Source organism: Streptomyces sp. WAC 04229, assembly GCF_003947455.1.
GTDB lineage: Bacteria > Actinomycetota > Actinomycetes > Streptomycetales > Streptomycetaceae > Streptomyces.
The window spans coordinates 20905-38364 of sequence record NZ_QHJH01000001.1; the positions used below are offsets into that span (position 1 = coordinate 20905).

General features: G+C 71.1%; 18 protein-coding genes and 1 riboswitch. Of the genes, 4 read left to right on the forward strand and 14 right to left on the reverse strand.

Translation table 11 applies throughout. The features are described from left to right. Window position 1: 1 nt before the first annotated feature. Genes DMH12_RS00095 through DMH12_RS00105 form a run of 3 tightly spaced genes read right to left on the reverse strand, consistent with a single transcriptional unit; the run spans window position 2 to window position 1691 of the window. Window positions 2-1171: a cysteine desulfurase family protein gene (locus DMH12_RS00095; RefSeq protein ID WP_125489425.1), complete on the reverse strand. Its 1170-nt coding sequence runs from the start codon at window positions 1169-1171 to the stop codon at window positions 2-4. Between the two features lie 56 nt (window positions 1172-1227). Beyond that, the gene (locus DMH12_RS00100) at window positions 1228-1503 is read right to left on the reverse strand and encodes a DUF4190 domain-containing protein (RefSeq protein WP_125489426.1); all 276 of its coding nucleotides are present in this window, start codon (window positions 1501-1503) and stop codon (window positions 1228-1230) included. Window positions 1504-1523: 20 nt separating this feature from the next. Then, window positions 1524-1691: a hypothetical protein gene (locus tag DMH12_RS00105; RefSeq protein ID WP_122617602.1), complete on the reverse strand. Its 168-nt coding sequence runs from the start codon at window positions 1689-1691 to the stop codon at window positions 1524-1526. 115 nt (window positions 1692-1806) lie between these two features. Here DMH12_RS00105 and DMH12_RS00110 point away from each other — a divergent pair, with 115 nt between their 5' ends. Beyond that, window positions 1807-2433 carry a TetR family transcriptional regulator gene (locus tag DMH12_RS00110; RefSeq protein WP_125489427.1) on the forward strand — a complete coding sequence of 209 codons (627 nt, stop codon included), beginning with the start codon at window positions 1807-1809 and terminating at the stop codon, window positions 2431-2433. Between the two features lie 45 nt (window positions 2434-2478). On the opposite strand, the gene DMH12_RS00115 is transcribed toward DMH12_RS00110, so the two are convergent. Beyond that, complete coding sequence (locus DMH12_RS00115; RefSeq protein WP_125489428.1) at window positions 2479-3339, reverse strand: thioesterase family protein; 861 nt, start codon at window positions 3337-3339, stop codon at window positions 2479-2481. A gap of 76 nt (window positions 3340-3415) precedes the next feature. Further along, window positions 3416-4189 carry a TioE family transcriptional regulator gene (locus tag DMH12_RS00120; protein WP_125489429.1) on the reverse strand — a complete coding sequence of 258 codons (774 nt, stop codon included), beginning with the start codon at window positions 4187-4189 and terminating at the stop codon, window positions 3416-3418. Window positions 4190-4247: 58 nt separating this feature from the next. Here DMH12_RS00120 and DMH12_RS00125 point away from each other — a divergent pair, with 58 nt between their 5' ends. Next, window positions 4248-5459: an erythromycin esterase family protein gene (locus tag DMH12_RS00125; protein ID WP_125489430.1), complete on the forward strand. Its 1212-nt coding sequence runs from the start codon at window positions 4248-4250 to the stop codon at window positions 5457-5459. A 21-nt stretch (window positions 5460-5480) separates the two neighbouring features. On the opposite strand, the gene DMH12_RS00130 is transcribed toward DMH12_RS00125, so the two are convergent. From DMH12_RS00130 to DMH12_RS00170, 9 genes are all read right to left on the reverse strand, one after another. Continuing rightward, window positions 5481-6140 carry a trimeric intracellular cation channel family protein gene (locus DMH12_RS00130; RefSeq protein WP_125489431.1) on the reverse strand — a complete coding sequence of 220 codons (660 nt, stop codon included), beginning with the start codon at window positions 6138-6140 and terminating at the stop codon, window positions 5481-5483. 67 nt (window positions 6141-6207) lie between these two features. After that, complete coding sequence (locus DMH12_RS00135; protein ID WP_185832067.1) at window positions 6208-7506, reverse strand: ABC transporter ATP-binding protein; 1299 nt, start codon at window positions 7504-7506, stop codon at window positions 6208-6210. A 29-nt stretch (window positions 7507-7535) separates the two neighbouring features. Continuing rightward, the gene (locus DMH12_RS00140; protein WP_125489433.1) at window positions 7536-8633 is read right to left on the reverse strand and encodes an ABC transporter ATP-binding protein; all 1098 of its coding nucleotides are present in this window, start codon (window positions 8631-8633) and stop codon (window positions 7536-7538) included. Further along, complete coding sequence (locus DMH12_RS00145) at window positions 8630-9628, reverse strand: ABC transporter permease (RefSeq protein WP_125489434.1); 999 nt, start codon at window positions 9626-9628, stop codon at window positions 8630-8632. Before DMH12_RS00145 ends, DMH12_RS00140 begins: the two co-directional genes overlap by 4 nt. A 108-nt stretch (window positions 9629-9736) precedes the next feature. After that, a complete protein-coding gene (locus tag DMH12_RS00150; RefSeq protein ID WP_125489435.1) occupies window positions 9737-11530 on the reverse strand; it encodes an ABC transporter substrate-binding protein in 1794 nt (597 codons plus the stop codon). Window positions 11531-11600: 70 nt separating this feature from the next. Next, window positions 11601-12608, reverse strand: coding sequence for an ABC transporter permease (locus DMH12_RS00155; protein WP_122617592.1), 1008 nt, complete (start codon window positions 12606-12608; stop codon window positions 11601-11603). A 314-nt stretch (window positions 12609-12922) separates the two neighbouring features. Then, window positions 12923-13720 (reverse strand): enhanced serine sensitivity protein SseB C-terminal domain-containing protein, encoded by a 798-nt coding sequence (locus DMH12_RS00160; protein WP_125489436.1) that lies wholly within the window; start codon window positions 13718-13720, stop codon window positions 12923-12925. Window positions 13721-13885: 165 nt separating this feature from the next. Further along, entirely contained in the window at window positions 13886-14662 is a 777-nt protein-coding gene (locus tag DMH12_RS00165) for an enhanced serine sensitivity protein SseB (RefSeq protein WP_125489437.1), read from the reverse strand. A gap of 74 nt (window positions 14663-14736) precedes the next feature. After that, entirely contained in the window at window positions 14737-15405 is a 669-nt protein-coding gene (locus tag DMH12_RS00170) for an AAA family ATPase (RefSeq protein WP_125489438.1), read from the reverse strand. 178 nt (window positions 15406-15583) lie between these two features. Further along, window positions 15584-15678: riboswitch (glycine riboswitch) on the forward strand. Window positions 15679-15838: 160 nt separating this feature from the next. Here DMH12_RS00170 and gcvT point away from each other — a divergent pair. Both gcvT and gcvH read left to right on the forward strand, forming a co-directional pair. Continuing rightward, entirely contained in the window at window positions 15839-16957 is a 1119-nt protein-coding gene (gcvT, locus tag DMH12_RS00175) for a glycine cleavage system aminomethyltransferase GcvT (protein WP_125489439.1), read from the forward strand. A 111-nt stretch (window positions 16958-17068) separates the two neighbouring features. Beyond that, window positions 17069-17446, forward strand: coding sequence for a glycine cleavage system protein GcvH (gene gcvH, locus DMH12_RS00180; RefSeq protein ID WP_125489440.1), 378 nt, complete (start codon window positions 17069-17071; stop codon window positions 17444-17446). The last annotated feature ends 14 nt before the right edge of the window (window positions 17447-17460 follow it).

Sequence of the window (17460 nt, forward strand, 5' to 3'; positions counted from 1 at the left end):
CCTACGTCAGTCCGGCCGCCCGCGCCCGCTCCACCGCGGGTCCGATCGCCTTGCCGAGCGCCTCCACGTCGGCCTCCGTGGAGGTGTGGCCGAGGGAGAAGCGCAGGGTGCCGCGGGCCAGGTCGGGGTCGGTGCCGGTGGCCAGCAGGACGTGGCTGGGCTGGGCGACGCCCGCGGTGCAGGCGGAGCCGGTGGAGCACTCGATGCCCTGGGCGTCGAGCAGGAGCAGCAGGGAGTCGCCCTCGCAGCCGGGGAAGGTGAAGTGGGCGTTGGCCGGCAGGCGCCCCTCCGGTGCCGGATCGCCGCCGAGGATCGCGTCCGGGACCGCCGTACGGACGGCGTCGACCAGGTCGTCGCGCAGGGCGCCGATCTCGCGGGCGAACCACTCGCGCTGCTCGGCGGCGAGGCGTCCGGCGACCGCGAAGGAGGCGACGGCGGGGACGTCGAGGGTGCCGGAGCGGACGTGGCGCTCCTGGCCGCCGCCGTGCAGGACGGGCACCGGGGTGTACTCGCGGCCGAGGAGCAGCGCGCCGATGCCGTAGGGGCCGCCGATCTTGTGGCCGGAAACGGTCATCGCGGCGAGCCCGGAGGCGGCGAAGTCGACCGGGAGCTGGCCGACGGCCTGGACCGCGTCGGCGTGCAGCGGTACGTCGAACTCGGCGGCCACGTCGGCGAGTTCACGGACCGGCAGGATGGTGCCGATCTCGTTGTTGGCCCACATGACGGTGGCGAGGGCGACGTCGTCGGGGTTGCGGGCGACGGCCTCGCGCAGCGCGTCGGGGTGCACGCGGCCGTGGGCGTCCACGGGCAGGTACTCGACCCGGGCGCCCTCGTGCTCGCCCAGCCAGTGCACCGCGTCGAGGACGGCGTGGTGTTCGACGGGGCTGGCCAGCACCCGGGTGCGGGCCGGGTCGGCGTCGCGCCGGGCCCAGTACAGGCCCTTGACGGCGAGGTTGTCGGCCTCGGTGCCGCCGGAGGTGAAGACCACCTCGCTGGGGCGGGCGCCGAGCGCCTCGGCGAGGGTCTCGCGGGCCTCCTCGACGGTGCGCCGCGCACGGCGGCCGGACGCGTGGAGCGAGGAGGCGTTGCCGGTGACGCCCAGGTGGGCGGTGAGTGTCTCGACCGCCTCGGGAAGCATCGGGGTGGTCGCCGCGTGGTCGAGGTAAGCCATGGTGAGGCCGATTCTACGGGGCCCTCGCGCCCGGCCTCAGGGCAAGGTTGGCCGGTTTACAGACTCCACGACATCGTGTTGTCCGTGGCCATGAACGCGACCAGGACCAGCAGGTCGGCGACGCCCAGGCCGAGACCGAGCAGGGCCCGGCCGCGGCGGGCGGTGCCGCGCCACAGGGCGACCGAGGCCAGGGCGATGGCGATCGGGCCCAGGAAGACGTTGAGGACGAGCAGGCCGAGCAGGCCGAGGACGAAGGAGGCGACGGCCATGCCGTCGGTGTCCCGGATGCCGGTGGGGCGGGTGGTGCGGTCGGCCGGTGCGGTGAGCTGCATGAGGTTCTCCCTGCCGTGCGTCAGTGGGCGGAGGTGCTCCGTCGGCGGCCGTGCCGCTCGCGGATCGCGAAGACGCCGAGCCAGACGGCGATGACCAGGCCGACGGCGACGGAGAAGGTGAGCGGCGCGTGGGCGACGGTGCCCAGCACCACACCGAGGAGCAGCAGTGCGACAACGAGAAAGATCATGGTGTGCGGATCCCCCCAATCTCTGGCATTCTCTGGTTACAGTTGTTCACTGACTACCCAGTCTAGCGCTCCGCACCGCTTTTCAATTCCAGAGAACAGTTGTTAACTGCATGGTATGAGTCACACTCCCGGCGTTCGGCAGGCCCAGAAGCTCAAGACCCGGCAGGCGCTCCTGGACGCCGCTCTCGGACTGCTGGAGGAGCAGAGCCTGAGCAGTCTGGGCCTGCGCGAGGTCACCCGCGCCGTGGGCGTCGCCCCGACCGCCTTCTACCGGCACTTCCGCTCCACGGCGGACCTGGGGGTGGCACTGGTCGAGGAGGCGCTGGGCAGCCTGCATCCGATGATCCGGACGACGGTGTCTCCGGCCGAGGACAGTGACGAACGCATCGCCCGCGCGGTCGAGTTGATCGCCGGGCATGTGGCCGCGCACCCGGCGCACGTCCGGTTCGTCGCCCGTGAGCGGCACGGCGGCGTGCAGCCGGTGCGCGAGGCGATACGGGAGCAACTGGCCCGGTTCGCCGAGGAGGTGCAGGCCGAGCTGGCCAAGGACGCGGAGTCGGCGGGCTGGAGCGCGACGGACCTGCGGATGCTGGCCGGACTCTACGTCGACCAGATGCTGATCACGGCCTCGCTGTTCCTGGAGGCCCTGGACGCCCCCGAGGAGGAGCGCAGGCGCGCCGCGGAGACGGCGACGCGCCAACTGCGGCTGATCAGCGTCGGCCGCCGGCACTGGCTGGACTGACCGAACCGCCGCGGCCGGAGCGCCGGGCGGCCGACGCGGCGCGGGTCAGGTGAGCCGGACCCGGGCCAGCTGCCGGGACTGGGCGACCAGGCGGTCGGCGCTGTCCCAGACCTCCCCGTCCTCCTCCAGGAAGCCGCCGGCGAGGTTGCGGGTGGTGATGGAGACCCGCAGCGGGCCCGGCGCCGGGCGGCACCGCACGTGCACGGTCAGCTCGACCGTGGGCACCCAGCCCTTCAGCCCCATCTCGAAGGCGGTCGGGGGCAACGCGTCCACCGCGAGGAGCAGCGAGAGCGGGTCGGCGTCGCGGCCGTCGGCCAGCCCGAACCAGGCGCGCATCTCGCCCCGGCCGGAGGGCTGTCCGAGCGCCCAGCCCAGCGTGGCGGGGTCGAGCTTCAGCTTCAGCCGGTCGGCGATGGCGGAGCTGCCGTCGACGGGGGCGGGGCCGTCCTCCGGGCCGAAGCAGTGCTCGACCGGCGGGATCGCGGGCGGCTTCGCGGAGGTGCGGACGTCGTCGGGCAGCGCGCCGAGGTCGCCGTAGGAGGCGAGGACGCGGATGCGCTCGACCTCGTTGCCCTCGTCGTCGTACTGGAAGAGGGAGGCCTGCCCCGTGGAGAGGCCGCGTCCCGCGCGGACGGTCTCGGTGCGCACGACCGCGGGGCCCGGGTGGGAGGCGGTCAGGTAGTGCGCCGAGACCGTGAAGGGGTCCGGGTGCGGGAGGGCGTCGCCCAGGGCGCGGCCCAGGACGGCCAGCAGGTAGCCGCCGTTGACGGCGTTGATGATCGTCCAGCCGGCGGAGAGGTCGACGTCGTAGACGCCGGGGGCGCGCCGGGTGACGTGGGTGTCCCGGTCGAACTCGCTGTCGCCGACGGTGGCCGGTACGGCCGGGGCGGAGGCTGCTTCTGGCATGGCTGCACGGTACAACAGGAAACTACTAAGCGGTAGCTTTCCACTGCCTCATGCGGGCGGCCTCACGGCTGCGGCCTCATTCCCGCCCCTCCCGTGCCCGCAGGTACGCCTCCAGTTCCGCGGCCCCGGCCAGCAGCGCCCTGCCCCGGGCGGAGAGGCGGTCGCGCCAGTCGCGCAGGGTGGCCTCCAGGGGCTCCAGCCCACCGGCCGACCGCACCTGCTCGATCACCGGCGCGATCCGGGCCAACGGGTAGCCGCCCCGCCTGAGCTGGTGGGCCAGCTTGGCGTCCCGTACGTCGGCCTCGCCGTAGACCCGGTAGCCGGTCAGCGGGTCGCGGCTCGGACGCACCAGCCCGGCACGCTCCCACTTGCGCAGGGTCGCGGGCCGGATGCCCAGCTCCCGGGCGAGCGGCCCGACGAACCTGCCCGCGGACGCGGGCGTCACGGTAGCGGCGGCGGTGGCGGCGGCGGTGGCGGTGGCGGTGACAGCGGGCCCCGGCCGCCCGAGGTCCCGCAGCGCGCCCTCGACGGCCTCCAGGGTCCGCCGGTCGTCGAGCAACTGCGCGTGGCTCTCGTCGATCAGCCGGAACGCCTCGGCCGTCGCGCCCTCGTTCACCGCCCGCATGACCGAGGTCGCCGTCCGGTGTCCGTGGCCGGGCACCAGGGCGAGGAAGGCGTCCAGCGCCCGCGCGTGCAGCGGGGTGTAGGTGCGGTAGCCGTGGGCCGTGCGGTCGGCGGCCGGGAGGATGCCGGCCTCCTCGTAGTTCCTGACCGCCTGCGTCGACAGACCGTGCCCGCGGGCCAGATCGACGGGCCTGAGCTTGTCCCCGCTTTGAAGGTTGTACGCCACGCACCGCACGCTATCGCGGCCAAGTCTCCACCGAAAGTTCAACGATACGGTTTAATGCATGGCTACTGGCATCAAGGACATCACCCTCCCCGCCGACGCCGCGGCCGTCCTGGGCATGCTCCCGGCCCGGCCCCGCGTGCTCGCCCTGGGCGAGCCCACCCACGGCGAGGACACCCTCCTCGACGTGCGCAACGACCTCTTCCGGCAACTCGTCGAGCAGGAGGGCTACCTGACCCTCGCGATCGAGAGCGACTGCCTGGCCGGCCTGGTCGTGGACGACTACGTCACCTCGGGCACCGGCACACTCGACGACGCGATGGAGCACGGCTTCAGCCACGGCCTCGGCTCCTCCGACGCCAACCGCGACCTCGTGCGCTGGATGCGCGCGTACAACGAAGGCCGGCCCCCGGCCGAGCGGGTGCGCTTCGCCGGTCTCGACGGCCCGCTGGAGATCACCGGCGCCGCGAGCCCCCGGCGGGCCGTCACCGCGCTCCACGAGCACCTGTCGGCACACGTCGACCCCGGCCTGCTCCCCTGCACCGCCGGGACGCTCGACCGCCTGCTCGGCGCCGACGACCGGTGGACCGAGCCCGCGGCGATGACGGACCCGGCGCGTTCGGTGGGGCGGTCGGCCGAGGCCGGGGAGTTGCGGGCCCTCGCCCACGACCTGGTGGCGCTCCTCGACGAGCAGACGCCGCACCTGCTCGCGACGGCCTCGCGGGACGACTGGTACCGGGCGCGGCTGTACGGGCGTACCGCGACCGGACTGCTGGACTACCACCGCTGGATGGCCGACCCCTCCCCGGCCCGGATGAACCGGCTGCTCGGCGTGCGGGACCGGATGATGGCCGGCAACCTCCTCGCGCTCGCGGAGCGCGGCCGGGTGCTGGTCCACGCCCACAACTCCCACCTCCAGCGCGAGCGGAGCTCGATGAGCATGTGGCAGGGGCCGGTGGCGTGGTGGAGCGCCGGTGCGCTGGTGAGCGCCCGGCTCGGCGAGGAGTACGCCTTCGTGGCCACGGCCCTCGGCACGATCCGCCACCAGGGTGTGGACACTCCCCCGCCCGGCACCCTCGAAGGCCACCTGTACGCGATGCCGGAGGACCGCCGCGTCGTGGACGCCGGGCGGCTGGCCTCCGCCCTCGGCGACCCGCGGCCCGCGCCCCGGGTGTCCCCCTGGTTCGGCTACGCCCCGCTCGACCCCGCGCACCTGGACACGATCGACGGAGTCGTCTTCATCAAGGACATGCCGGACAGGGACGTGCCATAGAGGCCCTGACGGGTCACTCCCTCACTCCCCCTCCATCACCGTCGACCGCCGGTTCCAGGCGCGGGGGGCCCGCCAGTGGAAGCGCAGCGCGAGCAGCCGCAGGACGAAGGCGGTGACGACCGCGAGTGCGCTGGTGAACGGGGTGAGGGCCTCGTAGCGGATGCACAGGGCGACCATCGCGGAGCCGACGATCGCCGGGACGGCGTACAGGTCGCGGTCCCAGCGCAGGAGTGAGGGCACCTCGTTGGCGAGCACGTCGCGCAGGACGCCGCCGCCGACCGCGGTGGCCAGGCCCAGGCAGGCGGAGGCGGTCAGGCCGAGCCCGTAGTCGTACGCCTTGGTGGTGCCGGCGACGCAGAACAGGCCGAGGCCGGCCGCGTCGAAGATGTTCACGCCGGTCTGGAGGCGCTCCACGTGGGGGTGGAGGAAGAAGACCAGCACCGTGGCGAGCAGCGGGGTGACGAAGTACCCGAGGTCCGTGAAGGCGGCGGGCGGCACCGCCCCGATGACCAGGTCCCGGAACAGCCCGCCGCCCAGGGCGGTGACCTCGGCGAGGACGGCGATGCCGAACACGTCGAAGTTCTTGCGTACGGCCAGCAGCGCGCCGGAGATGGCGAAGACGAAGATGCCGATCAGGTCGAGTGTGTGCTGGACGGTGGGGCTGAAGAGTTCCTCGTACACCCGGCCATTCTCACCCGCCGACGAGCCCCGCCTCACGCATGAGGGCGGGGGCTCGTCGGCGGACGGGTCACTTCTCCTTGGCGGGAGGCTCCTCGTCGGTGGCCTCAGCCGAGGCCTCGGAGGTGGCCTCGGTGCTGGTGGCCTCGGCGGACGCCTCTCCGGACGTCTCTCCGGACGCCTCTCCGGACGTCTCTTCGGCCTCGGCGATCGCCTCGACCTCCGCGGCCACGGCCGCCGAGGTCGCCGCCGACTCCGCGAGGGCGTCCTCCGACACCAGCTCCGCCGCCTCCTTGGCGGCCGTGAGCAGGACGACGTCCTGCGGGGCCTGGTCCTCGAAGTTCTCCGGGTGGTGGCAGGCCACCTGCTGGCCCGGACGCAGCTCCTTGAGCGGCGGCTCCGTGGTGGTGCAGATCTGCGTCGCCTTCCAGCACCGGGTGTGGAACCGGCAGCCGCTCGGCGGGGCGATCGGCGAGGGCACGTCGCCCTTGAGCAGGATGCGCTCGCTCTTGGCACCGCGGCGCGCCGGGTCCGGAATCGGCACCGCCGACATCAGGGCCTTGGTGTACGGGTGCATCGGCGACTTGTAGAGCAGGTCGCGGTCGGCCAGCTCCATGATCTTGCCGAGGTACATCACCGCGATCCGGTCCGAGACGTGCCGGACGACGGACAGGTCGTGCGCGATGATCACGTACGTCAGGCCCAGCTCGGCCTGGAGGTCGTCGAGCAGGTTGACGACCTGCGCCTGGATCGACACGTCCAGGGCGGACACCGGCTCGTCCGCCACGACCATCTTCGGGTTGAGCGCGAGCGCGCGGGCGATGCCGATGCGCTGGCGCTGGCCGCCGGAGAACTCGTGCGGGTAGCGGTTGTAGTGCTCGGGGTTGAGGCCGACCACCGACAGCAGCCGCTGGACCTCCTTCTTGACCCCGCCCTCGGGCTCGACGCCCTGGAGCTTGAAGGGGGCGCTGACGATCGTGCCGATGGTGTGGCGCGGGTTCAGCGAGGAGTACGGATCCTGGAAGATCATCTGCACGTCGCGGCGCAGCGGGCGCATCCCGCCGACCCCGAGGTGGGTGATGTCCTTGCCCTCGAACTCGACCTTGCCCGCTGTCGGTTCGAGCAGCCGGGTGATGAGCCGGCCCATGGTCGACTTGCCGCAGCCCGACTCGCCCACGACGCCGAGGGTCTCACCCGCGCGGACCTCGAAGTCGATGCCGTCGACTGCGCGGACGGCTCCGACCTGGCGCTGCAGCAGGCCCTTCTTGATCGGGAAGTGCTTCTGCAGCCCGGTGACCTTCAGCAGGGTCTCGCCGGGGGCGGCGTCCTTGGTGAGGGTGGCGCCGCTGCTCTGTGCGGGGATGGTCACCGCTGTGTCCTCTGCCTTCGCTTTGTCACTCACAGCTTCGGCGCAATCTCTTCGGTCCAGATACGCTCCCGCTGCTCCTGCGACATGTGGCAGGCGGCCCAGTGCTTGCTGCCGACCTCGGTCAGGTCCGGGCGGACCGTGCGGGTGATGTCGTCCTTGGGCACGTCGGCGTACGGGCAGCGCGGGTTGAAGGCGCAGCCGGACGGGAGGTTGATGAGGGAGGGCGGGGAGCCCTTGACCGGGATGAGGCGTTCCTGCTGGTCGCGGTCGAGCCGCGGCATCGAGCCGAGCAGGCCCCAGGTGTAGGGGTGCCGGGGCTCGTAGAACACCTTCTCCGCCGGGCCCCGCTCGACGCACCGGCCGCCGTACATCACCAGGAGGTCGTCGGCCAGTTCGGCGACGACGCCCAGGTCGTGGGTGATGATGATGACCGCGGAGCCGAACTCCTTCTGCAGGTCCCGGATGAGGTCCAGGATCTGGGCCTGGACGGTCACGTCCAGGGCGGTGGTCGGCTCGTCCGCGATGAGCAGCTCGGGATTGTTGACCAGCGACATGGCGATCATCGCGCGCTGGCGCATACCGCCGGAGAACTCGTGCGGGTAGCTGTCCACCCGCTTGTCCGGCTGCGGGATGCCGACGCGGTCGAGCATCTCGACGGCGCGGCGCTTGGCGGTCTTCTTGTCCACGTCGTGGTGGATGCGGTACGCCTCCACGATCTGCTGCCCGATCGTGTAGTACGGGTGCAGCGCGGACAGCGGGTCCTGGAAGATCATCGCCATGTTCCGGCCGCGCAGCTTGCGCACGTGGTCCGGGTCGGCGGAGAGCAGCTCGGTGCCGTCCAGCCAGATCTCGCCGGATATCCGGGCCTTGCGCTTGCCGTACTGGCCGGCGGTGTGCAGGCCCATGATGCCGAGCGAGGTCACCGACTTGCCGGAGCCGGACTCGCCGACGATGCCGAGGGTCTTGCCCTTCTCCAGCTGGAAGCTGAGACCGTCGACGGACTTGACCAGGCCGTCGTCGGTGGGGAAGTGCACCTTGAGGTCGCGCACTTCCAGGAATGCCTTCGGAGCGGGCGAGGTGGCGGTGGGCTCGCCCACGGCCGCCCCGCTCTTGCTGAGTTCGGTCATGCGAGCCTCACTCGGGGGTCGATCACGGCGTACAGGACGTCCACCACGAGGTTGGCGATCAGCACCGCGAGAGAAGTGATCAGGACGACACCCAGGATAAAGGGCAGGTCCTGGTTCTGGATCGCGTCCAGCACCTTCTGGCCGAGGCCGGGGAGGCTGAACGTGGTCTCGGTCAGGATCGCGCCGCCCATGAGGGCGCCGAGGTCCATGCCGAGCATGGTCAGCAGCGGGGTCAGGGTGGACCGCATCGCGTGCTTGCGGATGACGACCTGCTCCTTGAGGCCCTTGGCCCGCGCCGTGCGGATGTAGTCCTCGCCGAGGATCTCCATCATGGTGGCCCGGGTGATCCGGGCGTACATCGCGGCGTACAGGAAGGCCAGGGTGATCCAGGGCAGGATCATGCCGCCGAACCAGCCGGAGAGGCTCTCGTCCAGCGGGACGAACTCCGCGTTGATCCAGCCCAGGCTGTGGGAGAAGATCGCGAGGCTGAGCAGACCGGTGAAGTAGATGGGGAGGGAGACGCCCGCGAGCGCGACGACCATCGCACCGCGGTCCCACAGGGTGCCCCGCTTGAGCGCGGAGAGCACGCCCGCCGCCAGACCGAAGATCAGCCACAGCACGGCCGCACCGAGCGCGAGAGCCAGGGTCACCGGGAATCGCTCGGTCAGCACCGGCCAGACGGCCTGTTCGCTGCGGAAGGAGTAACCGAAGCAGGGGGCGGAGCACTGGGTGACGTCGCCGCCGCCCGCGTAGGTCCGGCCCGCGAAGATGCCCTTGAAGAACTCCCAGGCCTGGACGAAGATCGGGTCGCCCAGACCCAGCTTCTGCCGCACCGCTTCGACGGAGGCCGGGTCGGCCTGCTTGCCCACGAAGCTCGTGGCGATGTCGACGCCCGCCCACTTGGGGACGAGGAAGAAGATGCCGAAGACCACCAGGATGATGACCACGAGCATCACTACGGCGGCGAACAGCCGCCTGATGAGGTAAGCGAGCACAGCTTACGGCCCGCCGCGGATCGCGGGCCGCCGGAGGTCTTCCGGCGGCCCGCGGTCACGCCGCGCCGGCCTTCACCTGCCTTTCGTGCCGTACGGCGGGTGTACCGGTTACTTCGAGGACTTCAGGCCGAGGTTGACGAAGTCGTACATACCGCTGTAGCCGTCGGTCGTGTAGACGTTCGCCAGGCGGCTGGAGCGCCAGTTGATGAACTTCTCGAAGACGAAGGGCAGGTAGTAGCCGCCCTCCATCACCTTGTGGTTGATCTGCTTGGCGATGTCCGCCTTGCCGGTGTCGTCCAGGGTGGTGACGTACTTGTCGAACAGGCCGTCGATCTCCTTGTCCTTGATGAGCGCGTAGTTGTTGTTACCGCTCTCGAGGATGTAGTCGCTGCTCCACAGCGGGAGACCGTAGCCCTGGACCGACGGGAAGTCGGGGCCCCAGCCCATGATGATGATGCCGTAGTTCTTCTTGATCACGTTCGAGGGGCTGCCGATGATGCCGGCGGTCTGCGAACCGTCGTACTGGTCGATGTCGACCGTGATGCCGATCTTCTTCAGCGACGCCTGGAGCGACTCGGCGGTGGCCACCTCGACCGGCTTGTTGTTGCGGACCGCGATGGTGGTCTTGAAGCCGTTGGGCTTGCCGCAGGCCTTCAGCTCTTCCTTGGCCTTGGCGACGTTGCCCTTCTTGTTGGCACCGGCCATCTCGTACGGGTCGTACTTCTGGCCCTCGGAGCCCGGCACCGCCGGCGGCAGCATGTTGGTGCCGATGTCGCCACCGGCCTGCGGGCCACCGCGCGCGGTCTGGAGCGAGACGTGGTCGGCCCCGTAGAGCACGGCCTTGCGGCAGTGGATGTTGTCGAACGGCTTCACGCTCTGCGGGAAGACCGCGTAGCGGATGTAACCGGAGACCGGGTTGTCGACGTTGCCCTTGTGCTGCTTCAGGGCGGTGGTGCGGCCCTGGGGCGACAGACCGGTCTGGGCCAGGTCGATGTCGTAGTCGCCGGCGATCAGACGCTGGTCCAGCTCGTTGGCGTTGGTGAAGAACTTGATCGTGATCTTGTCCGGGTACGCCTTGCGGACCGGGTCCGAGTCCTGCTTCCACTCGGTGTTGCGGACCAGGGTGAGGTCCTTGCCCGGGTTGTAGGACTGGAACTTGTACGGACCGGAGGAGAACGGCTTCAGGCCGTACTTGGACTTGGTGTCCTTGTCCTGGCGGACCGGGGACGCCGAGGTCAGCGCGAGCATCTCCTCGAAGTCCGAGTTGGCCTGCGGCAGCTTGAAGACGATGGTCTTGTCGTCCGGCGTCTCGATCGCCTTCAGACCCAGCTTGTCCGCGGACTTGTCCTTGTAGGGACCCTGGTACTTGTCCTCGGGGTCGAGCACCTCCTTGAGGTACGTCGGACCGCCGGAGAGGACGTCCTGCGCCCACACGCGCTCGATGCCGTACTTGATGTCCTTGGAGGTGATCGGCTTGCCGTCCTCCCAGGTGACGCCGTCACGCAGGGTGTACGTGTAGGTCTTGCCGTCGTCCGAGACCTTGGCGACGTCGGTGGCGAGGTCGGGGGTGACGCCCGCGCCCTTCTCACCCGGCGCCGGCGTGTTCGTCACGAGCTGGCGGGAGTAGTACCGCGAGAAGTTCCACATGAAGCCGTAGTAGCCGCGGGTGGTGTCCCACGAGTCGGCGTCCTGGACGCTGGCGAACTTCAGCTCGCCGCCCTTCTTGGCCTGGTCGGCCTGGGCGACCTTGTTGTTCGCGGCGTCGAAGCCGGCCGCGCCGTTCTTCGACCCCTCGCCGTCGCTGTCACCGCCGCCGCACGCCGCCGTGGTCAGCAGCGCGGCGACCACTGCGGCAGCGGCCATGGCCTGCTTGCGCCGCCCTGAGGTGCGTTGGGTAGTCACGATCTCGGATCCTCCGGATTAGATGAGAGACCCCGTGCAGGTGCCACGGGTCGCTTGCCGGTACGGCAGGTCAGCGGGAGCCCTTCGGGTCCAGCGCATCGCGTACGCCGTCACCGAAGAGGTTGAAGGCAAGAACGGTGATGAAGATCGCCAAACCGGGGATCACCATGTACATGGGATCCGACTGGTAGTAGTCGATCGCGCTCGAGAGCATCTGCCCCCAGGACGACGTGGGCGGCTTGACGCCCACGCCCAGGAAGCTGAGTGCCGCCTCGGTGAGGATGTTGGTGGGGATCATCATCGTCGTGTACACGATGATCGGGGCCACCAGGTTGGGCAGCAGTTCCTTGAACAGGATGTAGAAGCGTCCGGCACCCAGGGACCGGGCGGCCTCCACGTACTCCCGCTCACGCATGGAGAGCGTCTGGCCGCGTACCACGCGCCCGATGTAGGGCCAGCCGAAGAAGCCGATGACGAGGATCATCACGAAGAGGCGTACGCCCGTGCCGCTGAGTCCCAGCATCTCGTTCGGCATCACCGAGACCAGCGCGATGATGAAGAGCAGCTGCGGGAAGGCCAGCAGGCCGTCCATGACCCGGCTGATCAGGGCGTCGACCCAGCCGCCGAAGAAGCCGGCGAGCACACCCAGGACGGTTCCGATGATCACGGCGACGATCGCGGACAGGAAGCCGACGAGCAGCGAGATCCGGGCGCCGTGGACGATGCGGGCGAAGATGTCGCGGCCGTTGACCGGCTCGACGCCGAACCAGTGGTCGCCGCTGATGCCGCCGAGTGACCCCCGGGGCGTGCCGAACAGCGGGTCGATCAGGTCCTCGTGGTAGACGTCCGGGTCCTGCCCGACGATGTTGGTGATCAAGGGCGCGAAGATCGCGACCACGACGAGCAGGAGCACCACGACGCCGCCCGTCAGGGCGAGCTTGTCCCGCTTCAGCCGCTCCCAGGCGATCCTGCCGAGGGAACGCCCCTGTACCGCCTTGGCTTCGGCGCCGGCAACCGCCGCTTCCTCGGCAGCACTCGGGGCCGCTTCCGCGGTCGGCTCGTGCAATGGTGCCGTCATCTGGCAGGGACCCCTCTCAACCGGCGGTAGCCGGCCCGCACTTGCCGCTGTAGCGGCGTGATCCGTCCGTCGTACAAAGGGGCGAGCATCCACCCCTTGTTGCGGGAGTCTTCAACGCTTTGGCGATCTGTAGCCAGACTTGACGGTGAATGGATGCGCAACCGTGATGCTGTTCGAGGTGTTCCGTTATCCGGACAGTGGGTAACGGGGGCCGGACACGGATGAGTTGGGGCAGAGGGGACAAGGCGGCGCTTTGCACCCTCATCTACGCGCGAAGATCGCCACCGGTCACCCCGGGGCCGGACCCCCGACCGTCAGGACCGGCCCCCGGCCGGAGGGTATCCGTACCCGCCCGCCGGCGCCTGCGCGGGGGCGGGGGCCTGGGCCTCGCGGGCGTAGAACGGACGGGCGTGGGCGCGCAGCCACATGGCGACCGGGTCGTGGAGGTCGGTCATCGCCACCGTCGACACCGCGAGCCCGTCCGGCACCGCGCCGACGGACTGCTGCATCATCGCGCGCACCGCGTCGACGGCCGGCGGCGAGGTGTCGTAGACCTCGAGACCGATGGCGAGGTAGGGCGCCCCGAGCGCGGGCTGCACCCAGGCGCGGCGCAGCGCGCGGACCGCCGGGGTGCGGTGGGCGTTCTGCGTGAGCAGGGCGTAGAACTGGGGGATCTCGATGGCCGGTTCGGACAGCCTCAGGGGTCCGGCGGGCTGGCGGTCCAGGCCGGAGGCGATCCGGCGCAGGTCCGGCCAGGGGACGCCGACGCCGCCGCCGGGGGCGTGCGGGTTGAGCCAGAGGCCGAAGTGGTCCGGGTAGAGGGCGCGGGCCGCCTCCAGGCCGTCGACCACCTCGTACGACCTGTTCCAGCCGCTGGCCGACAGCTCCTGGGCGGAGGTGACGCACGGCGCGTAGCCGTAGCCCTCGACCTCCATGTTTCCGTACTGGGCGTCCGGGGAGCCGGCCTGGCCCTGCCACAGCAGCATCCAGACCTGGCCGGAGGTGGGGGTGGCGAGCGCGCGCAGCAGGGCCTCGTAGGCGTCGTAGCGCCCGGGCGTCACCTGGCGCAGCATGTGCTCGACCTGCCCGGTCGTGGTGCCGCTGGCGCTCACGTCTGTGGCCCTTTCTGGAAGTTCCCGGTCGTGGAAACAGCTTAAGGCTCCGCGGGGTGGGGGGCGCCTATCAGCTCGGGGGGCGCTGTCGTCCTGCGGGTGCGGGTTCGTTGTGGCTGGTCGCGCAGTTCCCCGCGCCCCTGGGTTGGCTGCCCTGACCGGCGTTTACAAGTCCCGGTCGTAGAAGGGCCGGACCCGCTCGCGCATCCAGTCGCAGACCGGGTCCTGGGCGGCCTCCAGGAGGACCAGGTTGACCGGCCACTTCGGCGGGGCGGCGGTGAGGGCGCGGCCCAGGGCGTCCAGGGGGAGGGCGCGGGCGTCGCCCTCCCAGTGGGTGAGTTCGACGCCGACGAACAGGGTCGGGTCGGCGGTCTCGACGGCGGCCAGGCAGCGGCGGGCGGTGCGCACGACGCCGGTGGCGGCGAACTCGGCGGAGGCCGCGGCGAGGAAGTCCACCGGGTCGTCCTGCCAGTCCGGCTCGAAGAGGCGGACCCGGCCGCCGGACGCGGGCCCGTCCAGCGGGGTGCGGCCGGCCCGGCACAGCTCGGCCACGGCGGGCGGCGGCAGCGGGATGCCGACCACGCCCTCCGGGTTCACGGCGATGCCGATCTGCGGGGGCAGGCCGCGGGCGAACTCCGCGGCGGGGGCGACGGTGTACGCCATCTGCGCCCCGGCGACCTGGCGGAGCTGCTCCTCGGAGCTGAACACCGGCACATAGGCCTGGCCGTCGATCTCCAGGGAGGGCAGGTCGAGGGGGCCGCTGTGCGGGCCGCCGCCGTTCGGCAGGGGGACCCAGAGGAAGCTGCGGCCGAGCACCTCCACGATCCGCCCGCCGGCGCCGGGTATGCCGAGGGAGGCGGAGAGCACCTCCTCCAGCTCGTTGCCGGGCCAACCGCCGTGCGGGTGGGGGTGTGCCTGTGCCGGGAACCCGGGGAAGTCCATCTGCCTACCGCCTGCCTGGTACCGCTGTCCTGGCTGAAAAGGCTAACCCGTTCGGCCCAGCCCCCCGTGGTCCGTCATCCGGTGAAGGCGATGCGGCGGAGGTTGTCCGCGGCCGCCCGGTCCAGGACGACCGCCGAGGTGCAGCCGGCCGGCAGGGCGCCCCCGGTCACGGCGCGCAGCAGGCGGGAGTTGGCCGCGCGGTGCCGCAGGAACGCGTACCGCGAGACGCCGCGGCCGCGCTCGCGCTGTCCGGCCAGGGCCTCGTCGACGCCGACGTCGAGGAGCAGCAGGTGCAGGGTGCCGTCGCGGCGGCGGGCCTCCCGGGCCAGCCAGCCGCGCACCCAGGACTGTGTGCCGCAGTCGTGCACGACGACGCCCTCGCCGGAGCGCAGCGCCTTGCGGAGCCCCGCGTAGTGGGCGAGGCGGACCAGGGGGCGGTAGAGCGCGTACGGCAGGAAGCCCGGCATGCGGCGCTCCCAGCGGTCGCGGGTGTCCTGGGAGTCGATGCGCGGGCCGCGCACGGTGCGCGCCATCAGGGTGGACTTGCCGCTGCCGGGCAGGCCGGTGATCACCACCAGGTCCCGGGGTCCGAAGAGCAGGGCGTGCGGGCTGTGCCCGTCCCGCTCGCGCAGGTCGCGGACGACGGGCGCGGGCCGCTCGGCGCACGACTGCGGGGCCGGGGCGGAGGGCTGCTCGGGCAGCGCGAGGCCCGAGGTCGTGGCGTAGGCCGTGGTCCTGTTCACCGTGATCGTCTCCCCTGGGGCGGTTCACGAGTTCCCATCCCCGTCGAGTGTAAAGAGAAGGTAATGCGCGGGTCTCGCGATTTCGTTCGCTTACTGCCACAAGCCGGTTACAGATCACGGTCTGCCACGAATCGGCCGGTCGTGCAATGATGGCGGCGCCAACTGCATACCGGCCGTTTGAATCCGCGCGGGAGAGTCCCCGGCCACGCCGGGGCGCCGAAGGAGCAAGTCCCTCCCTTGAATCTCTCAGGCCCCCGTTACCGCGCGGGCGAGGCACATCTGAAAAGCGGGCCGCCGTTCGACGGCTGCCCCACCCAAGGTGCAAGCCCTGATCGCCGTACTCCGGTGGTCGTGGCGAACCTCTCAGGTTCCGATGACAGATGGGGAGGACCGACCTCGCCCGTGCCGTCCTGTCCTGGGAGACGACCGACCGATGAGCAGTTCGAACACCCGCCGTACCGCGCTCGACGCCACCCATCGCGCGCTGGGCGCGACGATGACCGACTTCGCCGGCTGGGACATGCCCCTGCGCTACGCCTCCGAGCGTGACGAGCACGTCGCGGTGCGCACCCGGGCCGGTCTCTTCGACCTCTCGCACATGGGCGAGATCACCGTCACCGGGCCGCAGGCCGCCGCGCTGCTGGACTTCGCGCTGGTCGGCAACATCGGCGGCGTGAAGCCGGGCCGCGCCCGCTACACCATGATCTGCCGCGAGGACGGCGGCATCCTGGACGACCTGATCGTCTACCGGCTGGCGGACGCCGAGTACATGGTCGTCGCCAACGCCTCCAACGCGCAGACCGTGCTCGACGCGCTGACCGAGCGGGCGGCCGGCTTCGACGCCGAGGTGCGCGACGACCGCGACGCCTACGCGCTGCTCGCCGTGCAGGGCCCCGAGTCCCCGGGCATCCTCAAGAGCCTCACCGACGCCGACCTGGACGGCCTGAAGTACTACGCCGGTCTGCCCGGCACGGTGGCCGGCGTCCCGGCGCTGATCGCGCGCACCGGCTACACCGGCGAGGACGGCTTCGAGCTGTTCGTGAAGCCGGAGCACGCCGTCGAGCTGTGGCAGGCGCTGACCGAGGCGGGCCGGGGCGTCGGTCTCGTCCCCTGCGGCCTGTCCTGCCGGGACACGCTCCGCCTGGAGGCGGGCATGCCGCTGTACGGGCACGAGCTGACCACCTCCCTGACGCCCTTCGACGCCGGGCTCGGCCGGGTGGTGAAGTTCGAGAAGGAGGGCGACTTCGTCGGTCGCGCCGCGCTGACCGGGGCCGCCGCCGAGGCCGAGCAGAACCCGCCCCGCGTGCTGGTCGGCCTGGTCGCCGAGGGCCGCCGGGTCCCGCGCGCCGGTTACCAGGTCGTCGCCGGCGGCCAGGTGATCGGCGAGGTCACCTCCGGCGCCCCCTCCCCCACGCTGGGCAAGCCGATCGCCATGGCGTACGTCGACGCGGCGCACGCTGCACCGGGGACCGAGGGTGTGGGCGTGGACATCCGGGGCAGCCACGAGCCGTACGAGGTCGTGGCACTGCCCTTCTACAAGCGCCAGAAGTAGACACTGAGGGCGGAGGGCCGCCGGCCCCCCGCGCGTGTCCTTGCTGCTCAACGGCAGTGTCAGCAGTCCCCCATTCATCAGCAGTCACCCGCGTACAGGAGAATTCAGGCCATGAGCAACCCCCAGCAGCTGCGCTACAGCAAGGAGCACGAGTGGCTGTCGGCCGCCGAGGACGGCGCCTCGACGGTCGGCATCACGGAGCACGCGGCCAACGCGCTCGGTGACGTCGTCTTCGTGCAGCTTCCCGAGGTCGGCGACTCGGTGTCCGCGGGCGAGACCTGCGGCGAACTGGAGTCGACCAAGTCCGTCTCCGACCTGTACTCCCCCGTCTCCGGTGAGGTCACCGAGGTCAACGAGGACGTCGTCAACGACCCGTCGCTGGTGAACAGCGCCCCCTTCGAGGGCGGCTGGCTGTTCAAGGTCCGGGTCACGGACGAGCCGGGCGACCTGCTCTCCGCCGACGAGTACACCGCATTCGCCGGCGCCTGAGGAGTCACGGACGC